This is a genomic window from Brevundimonas sp. FG128, assembly GCF_057809775.1.
Window position 1 is genome coordinate 168,738 of the sequence record NZ_JBMDKP010000002.1, and the last position, 14,235, is coordinate 182,972.

Below are 14,235 nucleotides of genomic sequence, written 5' to 3' on the forward strand. Positions count from 1 at the left end.
GATGATCCATGCCACGCTTGGGGCCGACGTCCAGGCCCGCATCGCCGCCGCGCCTGCGGATCATCCCGAGCGGCAGTATCTGAACCTGCTGCGCGACATTCTGGACAACGGCGCACGTCGCGACGACCGCACCGGCACCGGCACCCTGGGCGTCTTCGGCCGCCAGATGCGGTTCGACCTGTCCAAAGGCTTCCCGGTCCTGACGACCAAGAAGCTGCATCTGCGCTCGATCATCGTCGAACTGCTGTGGTTTCTGCGCGGCGAAACGAACATCGCCTATCTGAAGGACAACGGCGTCCGCATCTGGGACGAGTGGGCCGACGCCGAGGGCGAGCTGGGTCCGGTCTATGGCAAGCAATGGCGTTCGTGGACCGCCCCCGATGGCCGCGTCATCGACCAGATCGAAAAACTGGTCCACGGCCTTAAGACCAATCCCAACAGCCGCCGCCACATCGTCACCGCCTGGAACCCGGCCGACGTCGACGACATGGCCCTGCCGCCCTGCCACTGCCTGTTCCAGTTCTTCGTCGCGGACGGCAAGCTGAGCTGCCAGCTGTATCAGCGCAGCGCCGACGTCTTCCTGGGCGTGCCGTTCAACATCGCCTCCTACGCCCTGCTGACCATGATGCTGGCCCAGGTCGTGGGGCTGGAGCCCGGCGACTTCGTCCACACCTTCGGCGACGCCCACCTGTATCTGAATCATCTTGAACAGGCCGAGCTCCAGCTGACCCGCGAGCCCCTGCCCCTGCCGGCCATGCAGATCGCCCCCAAGACCGACCTGTTCGCCTTCGAACTGTCCGACTTCACGCTCGAAGGTTACGAAGCCTGGCCGCACATCAAGGCGGCCGTAGCTGTTTGATGGATTTGAAGGTCCTGCAGGCCGATGTCCTGCGCATCTCCGACATCTACGCCGCCGAACACGGCATCGACCGCGACCGAGATTGGGCGCTGCTGAAGCTTCAAGAGGAGCTGGGCGAACTGACGGCAGAGCATCTGCGCCTGACCGGCCGGGCGCGGGGCACGCCCGACGCCGAGGCGCTTGGCGACGAGGCGGCGGACGTGCTGGGCATGCTGCTGATCTACTGCGACTGGGCCGGCGTTGATCTGGACCAAGCCATGCAGCGCAAATGGCTGAAGTGGCTGGAGCCCCAAACCGAGGTCGAGGCCGGGGCCTAAGCCTCCGGCGCGATCATGATCATCGGCTTCAGGCGCTGGACCAGAGCGTCGTCGCTCTGGATGCGCTCGACCACGATCCGGTTTTTCATAATGCCCATCTGCATCGTGGCGCGGAAGGCGATCACGTCGCCGGGCGCGGCGATGAAGCCCTCCAGCGTCGGCTTGTTCTGCTTGCCGGCCAGACCGCCGAACGCCATCGACAGTTGGTGGCCGCCCGGCGAGACCGAAATGGCCGTGAAACGCGGACTCTTCAGTTGGGCCACGAACCGATCGTCCACCGACAGGTCCATGCCCGCGGCCTTGCCCACGAAGCCTTCGCGATAAACGATCAGCAGCGCCTGATCATGGAACTGCGGCCGGAAATCCAGCACGGCCTGTTTCTGCTCGGGCGTCGCGGCCTTGCCCAGCTTAGTCCCCGCCAGATTGGCCATGATATAGGCCGTGAATATACCCAGGAACGCGCCGACCATCATCGGCAGATAGCCGGCGTCCGCGCCCGCTGACGAAAAGAAGAAGGCCAAGCCTCCGCTGACAAGCGCCGCAACCAGGAAACCGACGACGATGGCGGGGATGTACTTGCTCATGACAGGGCTCGCGTCCATGGGTTGGGTCACCTCAACGCATCGATACGGTCAAGGTTCTTGCCCCAGCCCATCATTTCCCTGGTCGTCGCTCGCGGAAGCAACGGCGTCATAGGCCGCGACGGCGACCTGCCCTGGCGGCTGCGCTCGGACCTGCAGCGGTTCAAGGCCATCACCGTGGGCAAGCCCTGCCTGATGGGCCGCAAGACCTGGGAGAGCCTGCCGCTCAAACCCCTGCCCGGCCGGCTGAACCTGGTCATGACGCGTGACGAATCCTACGAAGCCGACGGCATGTCCAAGGGCGCCCTGGTCTGCGCCACCCTGGATGAAGCCATCGAGATCGGGCGCGAGACGGCCGAAGAGGACGGCGTGGACGAGATCTGCGTCATCGGCGGCACGGCCCTGTTTGAGGCCGCCCTGCCCCGCGCCAAACGCCTCTACATCACCGAGGTCGAGGCCTCGCCCAACGGCGACGCGGTCTTCCCGGCGTTCGACGAAACGGCCTGGGTCGAGGTATCGTCGGAATCCCATCCGGCAGGCGAGAAGGACGATCACGCCTTCACCTTCCGCGTGCTGGAACGCCGCTAGGAGAGACAGATGTACGTCACGACCACCAACGACCTGCCCGGCTTTCGCGTCACCCGCCATATCGGCCTGGTGCGCGGCGTGACGGTGCGCTCGCGCAACGCCATTTCCGACGCCATCGGCGGGGTCCAGTCCATGCTAGGCGGCCGGGTCGGCGCCTATGTGAAACTGGCCGAGGCCGGTCGGCAGGAAGCCTATGACGAACTGGTCAAACACGCCCAGGAACATGGCGCCAACGCCATTCTGGCGGTGCGCTACGACGCCACCGAGATCATGCCCGGCGTGACCGAGGTGCTGTGTTACGGCACGGGGGTGATCGTCGAGCCGGCCTGAACCGGCTCGACCGATCGGGTCAGGACAGGGTCATCAGGTCCGCGCGTTCGAAGTTGCGCAGTTCGTCCGAACGGCCGTCGCGGATTTTGTTGACCCATTGAGGGTCGGCCAGCAGGGCGCGGCCGACGGCGACCAGATCGAACTCCTCGTTCTCCAGACGACGCAGCAGGCCGTCCAGCGATGCGGGCTTGGAACCCTCGCCGCCGAATGCCGCGATGAACTCGCCGTCCAGGCCGACCGAGCCGACGGTGATGGTCGGCTTGCCCATCAGCTTCTTGGTCCAGCCGGCGAAGTTCAGGTCCGAACCCTCGAACTCCGGCTCCCAGAAGCGGCGCTGCGAACAGTGGAAGACATCGACCCCGGCGTCAGACAGCGGCGTCAGCCATTCGACCATCTGATCCGGCGTCTCGGCGATGCGGGCGGCGAAATCCTGCTGCTTCCATTGCGACAGGCGAAGGATGACGGGAATGTTGTCGCCCACGCCCTCGCGCACCGCCTTAACCACCTCGGCGCCAAAACGGGCGCGGTCGGCGATGGTCGGACCGCCCCAGCGGTCCTCACGCGCATTGACGCCGCTCCAGAAGAACTGGTCGATCAAATAGCCATGGGCGCCGTGGATCTCGACGGCGTCGAAGCCCAGTTCCCGCGCCGCGCGCGCCGACCGGCTGAAGGCGGCGATGGTGTCGGCCACGTCCTCCTCGGTCATCGGCTCAAACTTGGTCTTGCCGGGCGCCGTCATGCCGGACGGGCTGTCCACCTTGCCCAGCGGGGTCCAGTCCTCGCCCTGTCCCCGTGCGGAGCCGACGTGCCAGATCTGCGGCGCGATCAGGCCCCCGGCGGCATGGACCTCGTCCACCACCGTCTTCCACTGCGGCAGAGCGTCGCCGTGAAAGACCGGAACATTGGCGTCGTTTCGCGCAGCCGGACGTTCGACGACCGTCCCCTCGGTCACGATCAGGCCCACCCCGCCCTCGGCCCGGCGGCGATAATAGCCGGCGACATCGGACGTCGGGATGCCGTTGGGCGAGAAGGACCGCGTCATGGGCGCCATGACGATGCGGTTGGGCAAGGTCAGGCCCTTGACGGTGAAGGGACGGAACAGGGCGTCGACGCTCATCGGAACTCCTTGCGAATGGCAAGAGGCAAGGTGGCGAATAGAGTTGCGTTTGAAAACCCCGTCCCGAGGTTTTTCTACAGCTCCAGCGCCGCCGCGACCTGACCGGCGATGGCGGCGAACCGTGCGGCGATCTGGCCTGACGGATCCGACGCTACGGGCGGACGACCGGCGTCGCCACCCTCTCGCAACGCAGCGTCCAGAGGCAGGTCGCCTAGGAAAGGGATCGACAGACGTTCGGCCTCGGCCTTGGCTCCACCCTGGCCGAAGATCGATCCGCTCATATTCTCGATCAGGCCCAGCGTCGGCACATTGACGCGCTGGAAAAGGGTATGGGCCCGCCGGGCGTCCGCCAGCGCCACCTCCTGCGGCGTCGAGACGATGACGGCCCCGTCCAGCGGCGTCTTCTGGATCAGGGTCAGTTGCACGTCGCCTGTTCCGGGCGGCAGATCGACCACCAGCACGTCCAGCGGCGCCTCGGCCGTACCCCATCGGGTCTGGGTCAGCATCTGGGTGATGGCCTGCGAGGCCATGGGACCGCGCCAGATCATGGCGTCGTCCATCTTGGTCAGCAGGCCGACGGACATGGCCTTCAGACCATGGGCGACGTGCGGGACGATGGCGCCGTCCTCATAGGCCGGCTGGCCGCTGATCCCGAGCATGGTCGGCAGCGACGGCCCATAGACATCGGCGTCAAGGATGCCGACCGATAGCCCCCGCGCGGCGAGGGCGGCGGCCAGGTTGACGGCGACGGTGGACTTGCCCACCCCGCCCTTACCGCTGGCGACGGCCAGGACGCGACGCACATGGGCGGGGCGGTCGGTGGCGACCGGCGCCTTGGCGCGTCCCTGATCAACGGCGGCCCTGGACAGGCCCGCCGTGCGCGGCGCAGCAGCGGCCTTGGCCTCGGCCGTCAGGATCACGGACACCCGCGCCATGCCCGGAACCGCCTTCAATGCAGCTTCGGCGGCATCGCGGACGGGCGCATAGGCGGCCGCCTGACTGCGATCGACCTCCAGCGCGAACCCGGCGCGGTCGTCGGCCACCACAAGTCCCTGGACCAGACCGGCGGCGACCAGCCCTTGGCCGGAAACCGGATCGATGATCGCGTCCAGGGCGGCGATGACGGCGGTGCGTTCGACCAAGGCGGTCTCCAGAAGACTTGCAGGCGATGATGCGCGCGTTCTATCGCCCTCGAACCCGTCCCGCGAGCCACGATTTGTCCCAACCGCCCTCAATCACCCTGATCGCCGGCCCGACCGCCTCGGGAAAGTCGGCGCTCGCGCTGAAGATTGCGCGTGAAACCGGCGCGGTGATCATCAATGCCGACAGCCAGCAGCTTTACACCGATCTACGCGTCCTGACCGCCCGGCCGTCGATCGAGGAAGAAGGCCTGGCCGACCATAGGCTGTATGGAGCGGCCGACGCGGCGGAGGCCTGGTCGGTCGGGCGTTGGAGCCGGGCGGCCCTGGACGAACTGGACCAGTTGCAGGGGCGACCCGCCGTGATCGTCGGCGGAACGGGGCTGTATTTCGCCGCCCTGACCAGGGGGCTGGCGGATATCCCTGTCGTGCCGATCGCCGTGCGCGATGCGATGACTGTTAGGTACGACGCTCAGGGCGAGCACAGCTTTCGCGCCGCGCTGGCCGAACACGACCCCGACGCCGCGACGCGGATCGAGGCCGGCGACCGGCAGCGGCTGATCCGGGCGATGAGCGTGCTGGAGGTCAGCGGTCAGCCCCTCTCCCGGTGGCAGTCGGATACGCGCCCCCTGCTGACGCCAGGCAGCTGGACCGGCTTGGTGATCGAACCGGATCGCGCAACTCTATATGCGCGCTGTGATCTTCGCGCCGAAATGATGATGACCGACGGAGCCCTGACAGAGGTCGAGGCCCTGTTGGCGCGGGGACTGGACCCGGCCCTGCCCGCGATGAAGGCGGTCGGCGTGCGAGAGCTGGCGGCGTATCTGATCGGAGAGACAGACCGCGAATTCGCGCTCGCCGCCCTGAAACAGGCGACCCGCAACTATGCCAAACGACAGCTGACCTGGTTTCGCAACCAGACGCCGGGATGGGCGCGAGCAGATGCGTAAGACGCCAGCCGGGAATCATGGCAGCGCTTGCGCACCGCAAGGGAGATTGGCGATGACGAAGACCCAACTGATGACACGCAATCTGCTGATCGTTGCGTTCGCCATGACAGCGGGCGTCGCCCACGCGCAGGCTGGCCAGGAAGCCCGCCAGCCCTGGACCGTGCAGCAGGCCTGGGTCAGCGCGCATGAGAATTTCCTGGCTGGAGAAGCCCTCCAGGGTCGAGGCAGCGCGACACGGGATGAGGCCATCGCCGCAGCCTATGTCGCCGCCCAGTTCGAAGGGTTCGGCCTGACGCCCGCGCCGGGCATGACCTCCTATTTCCAGACGGCCGGCGTAACCCGCGTCACGCCCAGCGGCGCCGCGCGCCTGAGCGTCGGCGATGCGACGGTCTCCGAGGGAGACGGCCTGACGCTGTTCTTCTCGTCGGGTCGGCCTGTGTCCGGCGCGATCGGCAAGGTCGGCTCAGATCCCGCCGCCCTGCCCGATACGCCGGTCGTGATGGTGGCCGACCTTGGCCAGATGCCGATCGGCGCCTGGATGGGTGCGGCCGCCGCCAAGGGCGTCGGCGCCCTGGTGGTGCGTCAGAACGCGGCGCTGGCTCAGCGTCTCGCGGCGGGCGGCGGCAAGACCCGGACGCCGACCGCGCTGACGGAATCGCTCGACAAGTCGCCGCCGCCCGAGGTGGTGATCCTGTCGGAAGACGCGTTCGACCGCCTCGCGGCGACCGGCGGCGCGGAGGCGACGCTGGACCTGGGCGCGGTGGTGAAGACCGAAAGCCCGACCACCAACGCCATCGGCTATCTTAAGGGCAGCGATCCCGCCGCCGGGACGTTGCTGATCACCGCGCACCTGGACCATCTGGGCGTGCGGCCCGACGGAGTGGTGATGCACGGCGCCAACGACGATGCATCGGGCGTCGCGGCGGTGATCGAACTGGCGCGGGCCATGGCCGCCGACGGACAGCCGCGCCGCAGCATCCTGTTCGTCGCCTATGGCAGCGAGGAGCTGGGCCTGCTGGGTTCGATGTATTTCGCCGAACACCCGCCCATCCCGCTGACCGACATCGTCGCCAATCTGGAAATCGAGATGATCGGCCAGCAAGATCCGAAGATGCCTGCGGGCGTGATGATGATGACCGGGTTCGACCGCTCCGACTTCGGCGCGCTGATGAAGGAACGCGGCGCCCTGATCGCGCCGGACCTGTATCCCGAGCAGAACTTCTTCCAGCGTTCGGACAACTACCAGCTGGCGCTGAAAGGCATCGTCGCCCACACCATCTCGGGCTGGGCCGTGACGCCGACCTATCACACGGCCGACGACACCCTCGCCAATCTGAACCTGCCCTTCATGACCCAGGCCATCCAGTCTCTGGTCGAGCCGCTGCGCTGGCTGGCCAACAGCGACGTGCGTCCCCAGTGGACGGCTGATGGTCGCCCGAGCCGCAACTGATCGGCTCTTGGCGTCTGGGCGGGGAAGGCCTATATTGGATCTGTCCGGTTTCGGCCGGACTATAGCGATAAACGCGCTTGTAATAAGCGGACCGGACCCGGGTGCGATTCCCGGCGGCTCCACCAACTTTCTCCCCGCGTTATCGGCGGAGGCAGCATGGGGGCCGACTAGCATCGACGGACGTGTAAAGAGGATTGCTTTCGCTCGTCCTGGCCCACCGTATCGGGCCATTTTCTAACTGCGAACGATAACTTCGCTGGAGAAGTCGCTCTCGCCGCGTAATGCGGTTCGGGTGATTTCGAATCTTAAGTCCTAGGGGTTCAGATCCTTGGGCGGGGCCTGTCGGGAGCCTGGCAACAGAATCCCGGCGCTTTCCTTCCTATTCCAGTTTCGATGGATCAATCACCGCGTGGCTTATGCGCCGACGGTCGTGCGTCCAGGTCGCGTGGACACGGCCGTCCGCCGCCTGGATTATCGCGGGATAGGCATAGCCGGCCGGAACCGGCTCCGCCTCCAGCGTCAGAACATTGCGCCAGGCGACCCCATCATCGGACAGGGCGAGGTTCAGCGGCCAGCGTGGTCCCTTTCCGGGCGTCTCGGGCGCATGGGCGACGTGATTGTAGATCAACAGATGACGCCCATCCTTCAGCGTGACCGCGTCCGTTCCAGAGTTAGGATTGGGCAGATTGATGGCGCCGATCGGGCTCCAGGTTCGACCGCCGTCTCGCGACCAGGTCGAAGCCAGCGCGCCCTGTCGCGTGCGCGCTACGGCCTGAAGTCGGCCCCCGTGATGCAGCAGGACGCTGGGCTGGATGGCGTCGATGTTCAGCGGCGATCCGACCTGCTCGGTCAGGCTCCAGGTTCTCCCCTGATCACGACTGATCTCGAAATGCAGCCGCCAGTGCGCCCCGGCATGACTGCCCATACCCTCGCCCGCTTCCGTGCTGGACGGCGAGATCCAGGCGCCGTCGGCCATAACCACCGGCTTGTTCTTGATCGGCCCCATCACGCCATCAGGCAACCGACGAGGCGCGGACCACGTCCGGCCGCCATCGTTCGACTCGACCACCATGCCCCACCAAGAGAATGGATCAGGTCCGACCTTGTAGAACAGGATCAGCGGCCCGCCTGGCGATTGGAACAGCACAGGGTTCCAGGTCGGGTGGCGCGTACCGTCCGCTTGCAAGCCATCCGCCACCTGGATTGGCTGTCCCCAGTTCACTGAATCCAGCCGCGCAAACCAGATACAGACGTCTGGGTGTTTCTCGTGCGTCCCGCCAAACCAGGCAGCGGCAATGGCGCCGTCGGCGACCTGAACAACGGTCGAGGCGTGAGCCTGTGGATAGGGCGCGTCGTCATAGATGAACGGGATGATAGAACCGCATCCGACGGGGCGCGAACCGCCGCAGCCGCAACGCTGGGCGACGCCAGAACCGCGCCTGCGCCTATGCCCAGGAATCGTCTGGTCACATCCATAAGTCCGCCCCTCTGGCCCTGTTCCGGTCGATCAGGACGGTTCGACCTCAGTCGAGCCGTCACGGAACTCCTCGGCCGACACGAAGGCGGAACCGTCTTCGTCGAGGACCCAGACGCCGATCAGCGACGCGTGTTCGGGCGTGATGTCCTCGTCGAGCAGATCCCCCTGATAGACGCCGACGTTGCTGTAGTCGAAATCCAGAAGCAGCTGATGGGCCATGTCGATCATTTCGTCGGCCATCCGGCGGGCATAGCCCAGCGCCTCGCTGTCGTTGGAGAAGTCTTCCGTCAGCGTGTTGACCTCGGCGGTGTCGCCGCCCTGGACGGCGCTGGTGGTGACGATGGTGTACGCGGACATTTTTGAACTCTTTCAGGATTGAGTCTCTCGACTAGACTGATTGGCTGCGGGACAGGCCATAATTCGTCTTAGTCGGCGCCGCCGCGGTCGTTTCTCTTGGTGGCGCGATAGACCTTTTGCAGCGCGCCCAGCCGCCGGCGTTCGGCCGCCTTGGCGGCGCGCTCCTGTTCATGCTCGGCGGCGGCCGATTCGAGCGTCAGCTTCTGGAAATGGGCCCATCGGTCAGGATCCAGCGCCCCGCTCTTCACGGCGGCCTGCACCGCGCAGCCTGGCTCGTTGGCATGACTGCAGTTGGTGAATCGGCAGTCCTGGATCAAACTCTCGACGTCTTCGAACACGGCGCTCACCCCCGCTTCGGCATCGACCAGGCCGACTTCGCGGATGCCGGGCGTATCGAGGATCAGCCGACCGTTGGGAAGCAGCACGAGTTGCCGATGGCTGGTGGTGTGACGTCCCTGATCGTCGTTCTCGCGAATGGCCTGCGTCGCCATGCGGTCTTCGTTCAGGAAGGCGTTGACGAGAGTGGACTTGCCGACGCCGGACGAGCCGATCAGCACGCAGGTCTCCCCCCTCCCCACCTGGGCCAGCAGAACGTCGAGTCCCAGCCCCTGACGGGCAGAGACCATCAGCACCGGACAGCCGGGTTCCAGGGCGACGACGCTGGCGGCCTGGGCTTGCGGGTCGTCGCACAGATCTGATTTCGTCAGCACCACCACGGGCCGGGCTCCGCTCTCCCACGCCGCCGCCAGATACCGCTGGATCCGGCGAAGATTGAGATCGGCGTTTAGGGAGGTGACGATGAAGGCCACATCGACGTTGGCGGCGAGAATCTGCAGCTTGCGCATACTGTCGGCCGCGCGGCGGACGAAGGCGGTGCGGCGTGGCAGGATGGCGTGGATGGTGGCGGTGCGCTCCTTTTCGCTGGGCGACAGGGCGACCCAGTCCCCGACGGCGGGATGACCGATCTCCTTGGCCTCATGACGCAGCCGGCCCGAGACCTTGGCGCGCACGTCGCCGTGGTTCGTGGCGACGACATAGCCGTCCCGCTGCTGAAGGATGACGCGTCCCGGCCTGTGGCCGGCCTGCGCGTGAGGCTCGAAGGTCTCCGCCAGGGCGGCGGACCATCCATAGTGTTCGATCAAACCACGGGCATCCCTGTTGGCTGCGGCGACGGAAGGCGTTCGCACCCTATCACTTCTTCAACGCCGCCAACGACTTCGGAATGACTTCGCTGAGATCGTCCGAGATCAGGCCCGGGCCGAAACGTTCGGCCGCGTCCGAGTGAATCCAGACGGCCGCGCAGGCGGCGTCGAAACTGTTCATCCTTTGCGCCACCAGGCCGCCGATCATGCCCGACAGGACGTCGCCGGTCCCGGCGGTGGCCAGCCAGGCCGAGCCGTTCTCATTTCGACGCAGACGGCCGTCGGGCGAAGCGATCAAGGTCTGGGCGCCCTTCAGGACGATGACGGCCTGGGTCCGGCGCGCCGCCTCGCGCGCCGCGTCCTCCCGGCCCTCGGCCAGAAGACCGGGAAACAGCCGTTCGAACTCGCCCTCGTGCGGGGTCAGGATGTCGTCGCGGTCCAGCACGGCGAACAGTTCGGCGGTGCGGCCCTTGAACACCGTCAGGCCGTCGGCGTCGATCACCAGCACCGCCCCGCTCAGCGCCAGCGCCTGGATGTTGGCGATGGTCGTGTCCTCCAGGCCGGCGGCGGGACCGACCACGACGGCGTCGCTGCCCTCGACCTCGCGCCCCAGGGCTTCGGGCGAAGAGAACGGCGTCAGCATGATCGCCTGGATCGCCGGCGCGATCACCGAAACGGCGTCCGGCGGGCACAGAATCCGCACCACGCCCGCCCCGATCCTCAGGCCCGCGCGCGCCGCCAGACGCGCGGCGCCCGTCTGGTGCGCCTTGCCGGACACGACCGCCAATCGGCCCCGCGCATGCTTGTGCGTATCTGCGCTCGGCCATGGCAGAATATTGCGCCAGATCGCCGGGTCGTTGGTTTCAATCATCTGCACCCCGATAATCCGTGACTTTTCTGCGAAAACCGCTTGCTTTGAACGCCCTTGGTATGTCCCATTCAAGCCCGAGCGCCGCTGCATGCCGCGCGCCGCTCAGGGGTCGCCATGAAGAAGATCGAAGCCATCATCAAGCCTTTCAAGCTGGATGACGTCAAAGAGGCGCTCCAGGACGTCGGCGTGCAAGGCATGACTGTGCTGGAGGCCAAGGGATATGGTCGCCAGAAGGGTCACTCCGAACTGTACCGCGGCGCCGAATACGTCATCGACTTTCTGCCCAAGATCAAGATCGAGGTCGTCGTCGCCGACGATCTCGCGCCGGCCGTGGTCGAGGCCATCCAGACCTCGGCCCGCACCGGCAAGATCGGCGACGGCAAGATCTTCGTCTCCGACGTCGCCGAGGTGATTCGCATCCGCACCGGCGAGACCGGTCCCCAGGCCGTCTGAGTTCGCGTACCCCTCCCCGGCCTCGGCCCTCGGGTCGCTGTCCGGTTCCTCCCCAAAACGACCAAAACAGGACTTCCGAGAATGAGCGCCAGCAAGATCCTCAAAGAGATCAAGGATGAGGAGGTCCAGTATGTGGACGTCCGCTTCACCGACACGCGCGGCCGTCTGCAGCACGTCACCTTCGACGTCGACCTGGTCGACGAGGACTTCCTGAACGAAGGCACGATGTTCGACGGTTCGTCCATCGCCGGCTGGAAGGCCATCAATGAGTCCGACATGCTGCTGAAGCCGGACCTGACCACGGCCTACATCGACCCCTTCTATCAGCAGAAGACGATGTTCCTGTTCTGCGACGTGCTGAACCCCGACACCAACGAGCCGTACAACCGCGACAGCCGCTCGATGGCCAAGAAGGCCCTGGCCTATGTCCAGTCGTCGGGCGTGGGCGACCAGGTCTATTTCGGTCCCGAGGCCGAGTTCTTCATCTTCGACGACGTCCGCTGGAACACCGATCCGCACAACACCGGCTACAGCTACGATTCGACCGAACTGCCCGCCAACACCGGCGCCGAATATTCCGAAGGCAATATGGGCCACCGCCCTGGGCCCAAGGGCGGCTATTTCCCGGTCAACCCGGTCGATTCGGGCCAGGACCTGCGCGGCGAAATGCTGGGCGTCATGCGCGACCTGGGCCTCCAGCCCGAGAAGCACCACCACGAGGTGGCCCCTGCCCAGCACGAACTGGGTCTGAAGTTCTCGGACCTGCTGACCATGGCCGACCGGCTGCAACTCTATAAATACGTCATCCACAATGTCGCCGCCGCCTATGGCAAGTCGGCGACCTTCATGGCCAAGCCGATGTTCGCCGACAACGGCTCGGGCATGCACGTCCACCAGTCGATCTGGAAGGACGGCAAGCCCATGTTCGCCGGCGACAAATACGCCGGCCTGTCGCAGGAATGCCTGTGGTACATCGGCGGCATCATCAAGCACGCCAAGGCCATCAACGCCTTCGCCAACTCGACCACCAACAGCTACAAGCGTCTGGTGCCCGGCTATGAAGCCCCGGTGAAACTGGCCTATTCGGCCCGCAACCGCTCGGCCTCGATCCGCATCCCGCACGTCTCGTCGCCCAAGGCCAAGCGTCTGGAAGCTCGCTTCCCCGACCCGATGGGCAATCCCTATCTGACCTTCGTGTCCCTGCTGATGGCCGGTCTGGACGGGATCGAGAACCGCATCGATCCGGGCGCGCCCGCCGACAAGAACCTCTACGACCTGCCGCCGGAAGAGCGCGGCTCGATCCCCGAGGTCTGCGGCTCGCTGCGTGAAGCGCTCGAAAACCTCGACAAGGACCGCGCCTTCCTCAAGAAGGGCGGCGTCATGGATGACGACTTCATCGACAGCTACATCGAGCTGAAGATGGAAGAGGTGATGCGCCTGCAACTGCACCCGCACCCGGTCGAGTTCGACATGTACTACAGCTGCTGATCCACGGATCGGGCTGAAGATCAGGGCGCCGGCGGGAAACCGCCGGCGCCCTTTTTCATGTCTGCGCAGCGCCCTGTTCGGCGGCTGGAATCAGGCTCCGGTCCAGCAGGGCATGCAACGCGTCCACATGGCCGTCTCGCGTTGCCGTCGGGGTCGGGTCCGACGTCATCACGACGGTCAGCCGCAGGTCGGGCACGACGAACACCATCTGCCCGCCATAGCCCCAGGCGAAGAAGACCTCGTGGCGGCCCGAGCGGCGGATCCACCAGCCATAGCCATAGGGATTGCCACTCCAGCGCGACGTCCCCCTGCCCCGCCAGGACTGCCGCACCCAACCTTCCGGCAGAATGCGCCGCCCGTCGTGCAGACCGTCGTTGCGGTACAACTCTCCGAACTTCAGCAGCGCCAGCGGCGACAGCCGCATGTCGTTGCCGCCGAAATAGACCCCTTGCGGATCGGCGGGCCAGGTCGGAACATCGATGCCTAAGGGCTCGCCCAGCCATTCGCGCGCCAAGACCAGCGTCGAGCGACCGCTCGCCCGCGTCAGACAGGCGGATGTCAGGTGAGACGTGCCCGTCGAATAGACCATCCGCCCGCCGGGATCGGCCTCGAACGGCTGAGCCAGCGCGTAGCGCACCCAGTTTCGGCTCGACACCCACGCGCCATAGTCGGCGCCTGACGTGGACCCCAGCCCCGCCTGCATCGACAGCAGGTCGCCGATGGTCACCTGGCTGAGGCGCGGGTCCGGATCGCTCGGGAAACTGTCGGACAGGAAGGCGGAGATCGGTTGATCGACTCCCGCAAACAGCCCCCGGCCGATGGCGATGCCGCCCAAGGCGGCGATCACGGACTTGGACGCGGACTTGACGTTGACCGGCGTTTCAAGCGACGGCCCGCGAAACACCTGTTCGAACAGACGTTCGCCGTCGCGGGCCACGATCATCGCCTGGAGCTTGGGCAGGGCCGCGCCTGCCGCCTCGGCTTTCCTCATCAGTCCGGCCGCCAAGCCTTGGCTACGAGCGACGGGCGGCGAGGTTTCGGAGGCTTCGCTGCAACCATGGCAGAACGGCAAGGCCAGGCCGGCGGCGATCAGAGTTCGACGGTTCATCGCCCCTC

At 66.1% G+C, this 14,235-nt stretch carries 16 protein-coding genes and 1 other RNA gene; 9 read left to right on the forward strand and 8 right to left on the reverse strand.

Annotated elements, in window-relative coordinates:
- Position 1: 1 nt before the first annotated feature.
- Together ACODSC_RS05290 and ACODSC_RS05295 are read left to right on the forward strand one after the other, a co-directional pair.
- A complete protein-coding gene (locus tag ACODSC_RS05290) occupies positions 2-859 on the forward strand; it encodes a thymidylate synthase (protein ID WP_488812465.1) in 858 nt (285 codons plus the stop codon).
- Positions 859-1,176: a phosphoribosyl-ATP pyrophosphohydrolase gene (locus ACODSC_RS05295; RefSeq protein ID WP_488812467.1), complete on the forward strand. Its 318-nt coding sequence runs from the start codon at positions 859-861 to the stop codon at positions 1,174-1,176. The genes ACODSC_RS05290 and ACODSC_RS05295 overlap by 1 nt, the downstream gene beginning before the upstream one ends.
- Here ACODSC_RS05295 and ACODSC_RS05300 read toward each other — a convergent pair.
- Complete coding sequence (locus ACODSC_RS05300) at positions 1,173-1,760, reverse strand: hypothetical protein (protein WP_488812469.1); 588 nt, start codon at positions 1,758-1,760, stop codon at positions 1,173-1,175. The two genes, ACODSC_RS05295 and ACODSC_RS05300, sit on opposite strands and share 4 nt — an antisense overlap.
- A gap of 57 nt (positions 1,761-1,817) precedes the next feature.
- Between ACODSC_RS05300 and ACODSC_RS05305 the strand changes: the two genes are divergently transcribed.
- Entirely contained in the window at positions 1,818-2,345 is a 528-nt protein-coding gene (locus ACODSC_RS05305; RefSeq protein ID WP_488812471.1) for a dihydrofolate reductase, read from the forward strand.
- A gap of 9 nt (positions 2,346-2,354) precedes the next feature.
- Positions 2,355-2,675 carry a YbjQ family protein gene (locus ACODSC_RS05310; protein WP_488812473.1) on the forward strand — a complete coding sequence of 107 codons (321 nt, stop codon included), beginning with the start codon at positions 2,355-2,357 and terminating at the stop codon, positions 2,673-2,675.
- A 19-nt stretch (positions 2,676-2,694) separates the two neighbouring features.
- On the opposite strand, the gene ACODSC_RS05315 is transcribed toward ACODSC_RS05310, so the two are convergent.
- On the reverse strand, positions 2,695-3,792 hold the full coding sequence (locus ACODSC_RS05315; RefSeq protein ID WP_488812475.1) for an NADH:flavin oxidoreductase: 1,098 nt from the start codon (positions 3,790-3,792) through the stop codon (positions 2,695-2,697).
- Positions 3,793-3,866: 74 nt separating this feature from the next.
- The gene (locus ACODSC_RS05320) at positions 3,867-4,934 is read right to left on the reverse strand and encodes an Mrp/NBP35 family ATP-binding protein (RefSeq protein WP_488812477.1); all 1,068 of its coding nucleotides are present in this window, start codon (positions 4,932-4,934) and stop codon (positions 3,867-3,869) included.
- A 74-nt stretch (positions 4,935-5,008) separates the two neighbouring features.
- On the opposite strand from ACODSC_RS05320, the gene miaA reads away from it, so the two are divergent.
- The 3 genes from miaA to ssrA all read left to right on the forward strand — a co-directional run bounded on the left by miaA (position 5,009) and on the right by ssrA (position 7,703).
- On the forward strand, positions 5,009-5,881 hold the full coding sequence (miaA, locus tag ACODSC_RS05325; protein ID WP_488812479.1) for a tRNA (adenosine(37)-N6)-dimethylallyltransferase MiaA: 873 nt from the start codon (positions 5,009-5,011) through the stop codon (positions 5,879-5,881).
- 52 nt (positions 5,882-5,933) lie between these two features.
- Positions 5,934-7,331: a M28 family metallopeptidase gene (locus ACODSC_RS05330; protein WP_488812481.1), complete on the forward strand. Its 1,398-nt coding sequence runs from the start codon at positions 5,934-5,936 to the stop codon at positions 7,329-7,331.
- 3 nt (positions 7,332-7,334) lie between these two features.
- Positions 7,335-7,703: a transfer-messenger RNA gene (gene ssrA / locus ACODSC_RS05335) on the forward strand.
- 7 nt (positions 7,704-7,710) lie between these two features.
- Here ssrA and ACODSC_RS05340 read toward each other — a convergent pair.
- The 4 genes from ACODSC_RS05340 to ACODSC_RS05355 form a co-directional block, all read right to left on the reverse strand.
- Entirely contained in the window at positions 7,711-8,790 is a 1,080-nt protein-coding gene (locus ACODSC_RS05340; RefSeq protein WP_488813444.1) for a sialidase family protein, read from the reverse strand.
- Positions 8,791-8,838: 48 nt separating this feature from the next.
- Positions 8,839-9,165, reverse strand: coding sequence for a hypothetical protein (locus ACODSC_RS05345; protein WP_488812483.1), 327 nt, complete (start codon positions 9,163-9,165; stop codon positions 8,839-8,841).
- A 68-nt stretch (positions 9,166-9,233) separates the two neighbouring features.
- A complete protein-coding gene (rsgA, locus tag ACODSC_RS05350) occupies positions 9,234-10,307 on the reverse strand; it encodes a ribosome small subunit-dependent GTPase A (RefSeq protein WP_488812485.1) in 1,074 nt (357 codons plus the stop codon).
- 49 nt (positions 10,308-10,356) lie between these two features.
- Positions 10,357-11,178 carry an NAD(P)H-hydrate dehydratase gene (locus ACODSC_RS05355; RefSeq protein ID WP_488813445.1) on the reverse strand — a complete coding sequence of 274 codons (822 nt, stop codon included), beginning with the start codon at positions 11,176-11,178 and terminating at the stop codon, positions 10,357-10,359.
- 114 nt (positions 11,179-11,292) lie between these two features.
- Here ACODSC_RS05355 and ACODSC_RS05360 point away from each other — a divergent pair, with 114 nt between their 5' ends.
- Both ACODSC_RS05360 and glnA read left to right on the forward strand, forming a co-directional pair.
- Positions 11,293-11,631 (forward strand): P-II family nitrogen regulator, encoded by a 339-nt coding sequence (locus ACODSC_RS05360; protein WP_488812487.1) that lies wholly within the window; start codon positions 11,293-11,295, stop codon positions 11,629-11,631.
- Between the two features lie 81 nt (positions 11,632-11,712).
- Positions 11,713-13,119 (forward strand): type I glutamate--ammonia ligase, encoded by a 1,407-nt coding sequence (gene glnA, locus ACODSC_RS05365; RefSeq protein WP_488812489.1) that lies wholly within the window; start codon positions 11,713-11,715, stop codon positions 13,117-13,119.
- 55 nt (positions 13,120-13,174) lie between these two features.
- On the opposite strand, the gene ACODSC_RS05370 is transcribed toward glnA, so the two are convergent.
- Entirely contained in the window at positions 13,175-14,227 is a 1,053-nt protein-coding gene (locus tag ACODSC_RS05370; protein ID WP_488812491.1) for a serine hydrolase domain-containing protein, read from the reverse strand.
- Positions 14,228-14,235 lie beyond the last annotated feature (8 nt).

What these genes read in the sequence shown, in the direction of transcription:
- ACODSC_RS05290 (WP_488812465.1), top strand. Translation starts at nt 2, where the DNA reads ATGATCCATGCCACGCTTGGGGCCGACGTCCAGGCCCGCATCGCCGCC.
- ACODSC_RS05295 (WP_488812467.1), top strand. Translation starts at nt 859, where the DNA reads ATGGATTTGAAGGTCCTGCAGGCCGATGTCCTGCGCATCTCCGACATC.
- ACODSC_RS05300 (WP_488812469.1), bottom strand. Translation starts at nt 1,760, where the DNA reads ATGAGCAAGTACATCCCCGCCATCGTCGTCGGTTTCCTGGTTGCGGCG.
- ACODSC_RS05310 (WP_488812473.1), top strand. Translation starts at nt 2,355, where the DNA reads ATGTACGTCACGACCACCAACGACCTGCCCGGCTTTCGCGTCACCCGC.
- ACODSC_RS05315 (WP_488812475.1), bottom strand. Translation starts at nt 3,792, where the DNA reads ATGAGCGTCGACGCCCTGTTCCGTCCCTTCACCGTCAAGGGCCTGACC.
- ACODSC_RS05330 (WP_488812481.1), top strand. Translation starts at nt 5,934, where the DNA reads ATGACGAAGACCCAACTGATGACACGCAATCTGCTGATCGTTGCGTTC.
- ACODSC_RS05345 (WP_488812483.1), bottom strand. Translation starts at nt 9,165, where the DNA reads ATGTCCGCGTACACCATCGTCACCACCAGCGCCGTCCAGGGCGGCGAC.
- ACODSC_RS05355 (WP_488813445.1), bottom strand. Translation starts at nt 11,178, where the DNA reads ATGATTGAAACCAACGACCCGGCGATCTGGCGCAATATTCTGCCATGG.
- ACODSC_RS05360 (WP_488812487.1), top strand. Translation starts at nt 11,293, where the DNA reads ATGAAGAAGATCGAAGCCATCATCAAGCCTTTCAAGCTGGATGACGTC.
- glnA (WP_488812489.1), top strand. Translation starts at nt 11,713, where the DNA reads ATGAGCGCCAGCAAGATCCTCAAAGAGATCAAGGATGAGGAGGTCCAG.
- ACODSC_RS05370 (WP_488812491.1), bottom strand. Translation starts at nt 14,227, where the DNA reads ATGAACCGTCGAACTCTGATCGCCGCCGGCCTGGCCTTGCCGTTCTGC.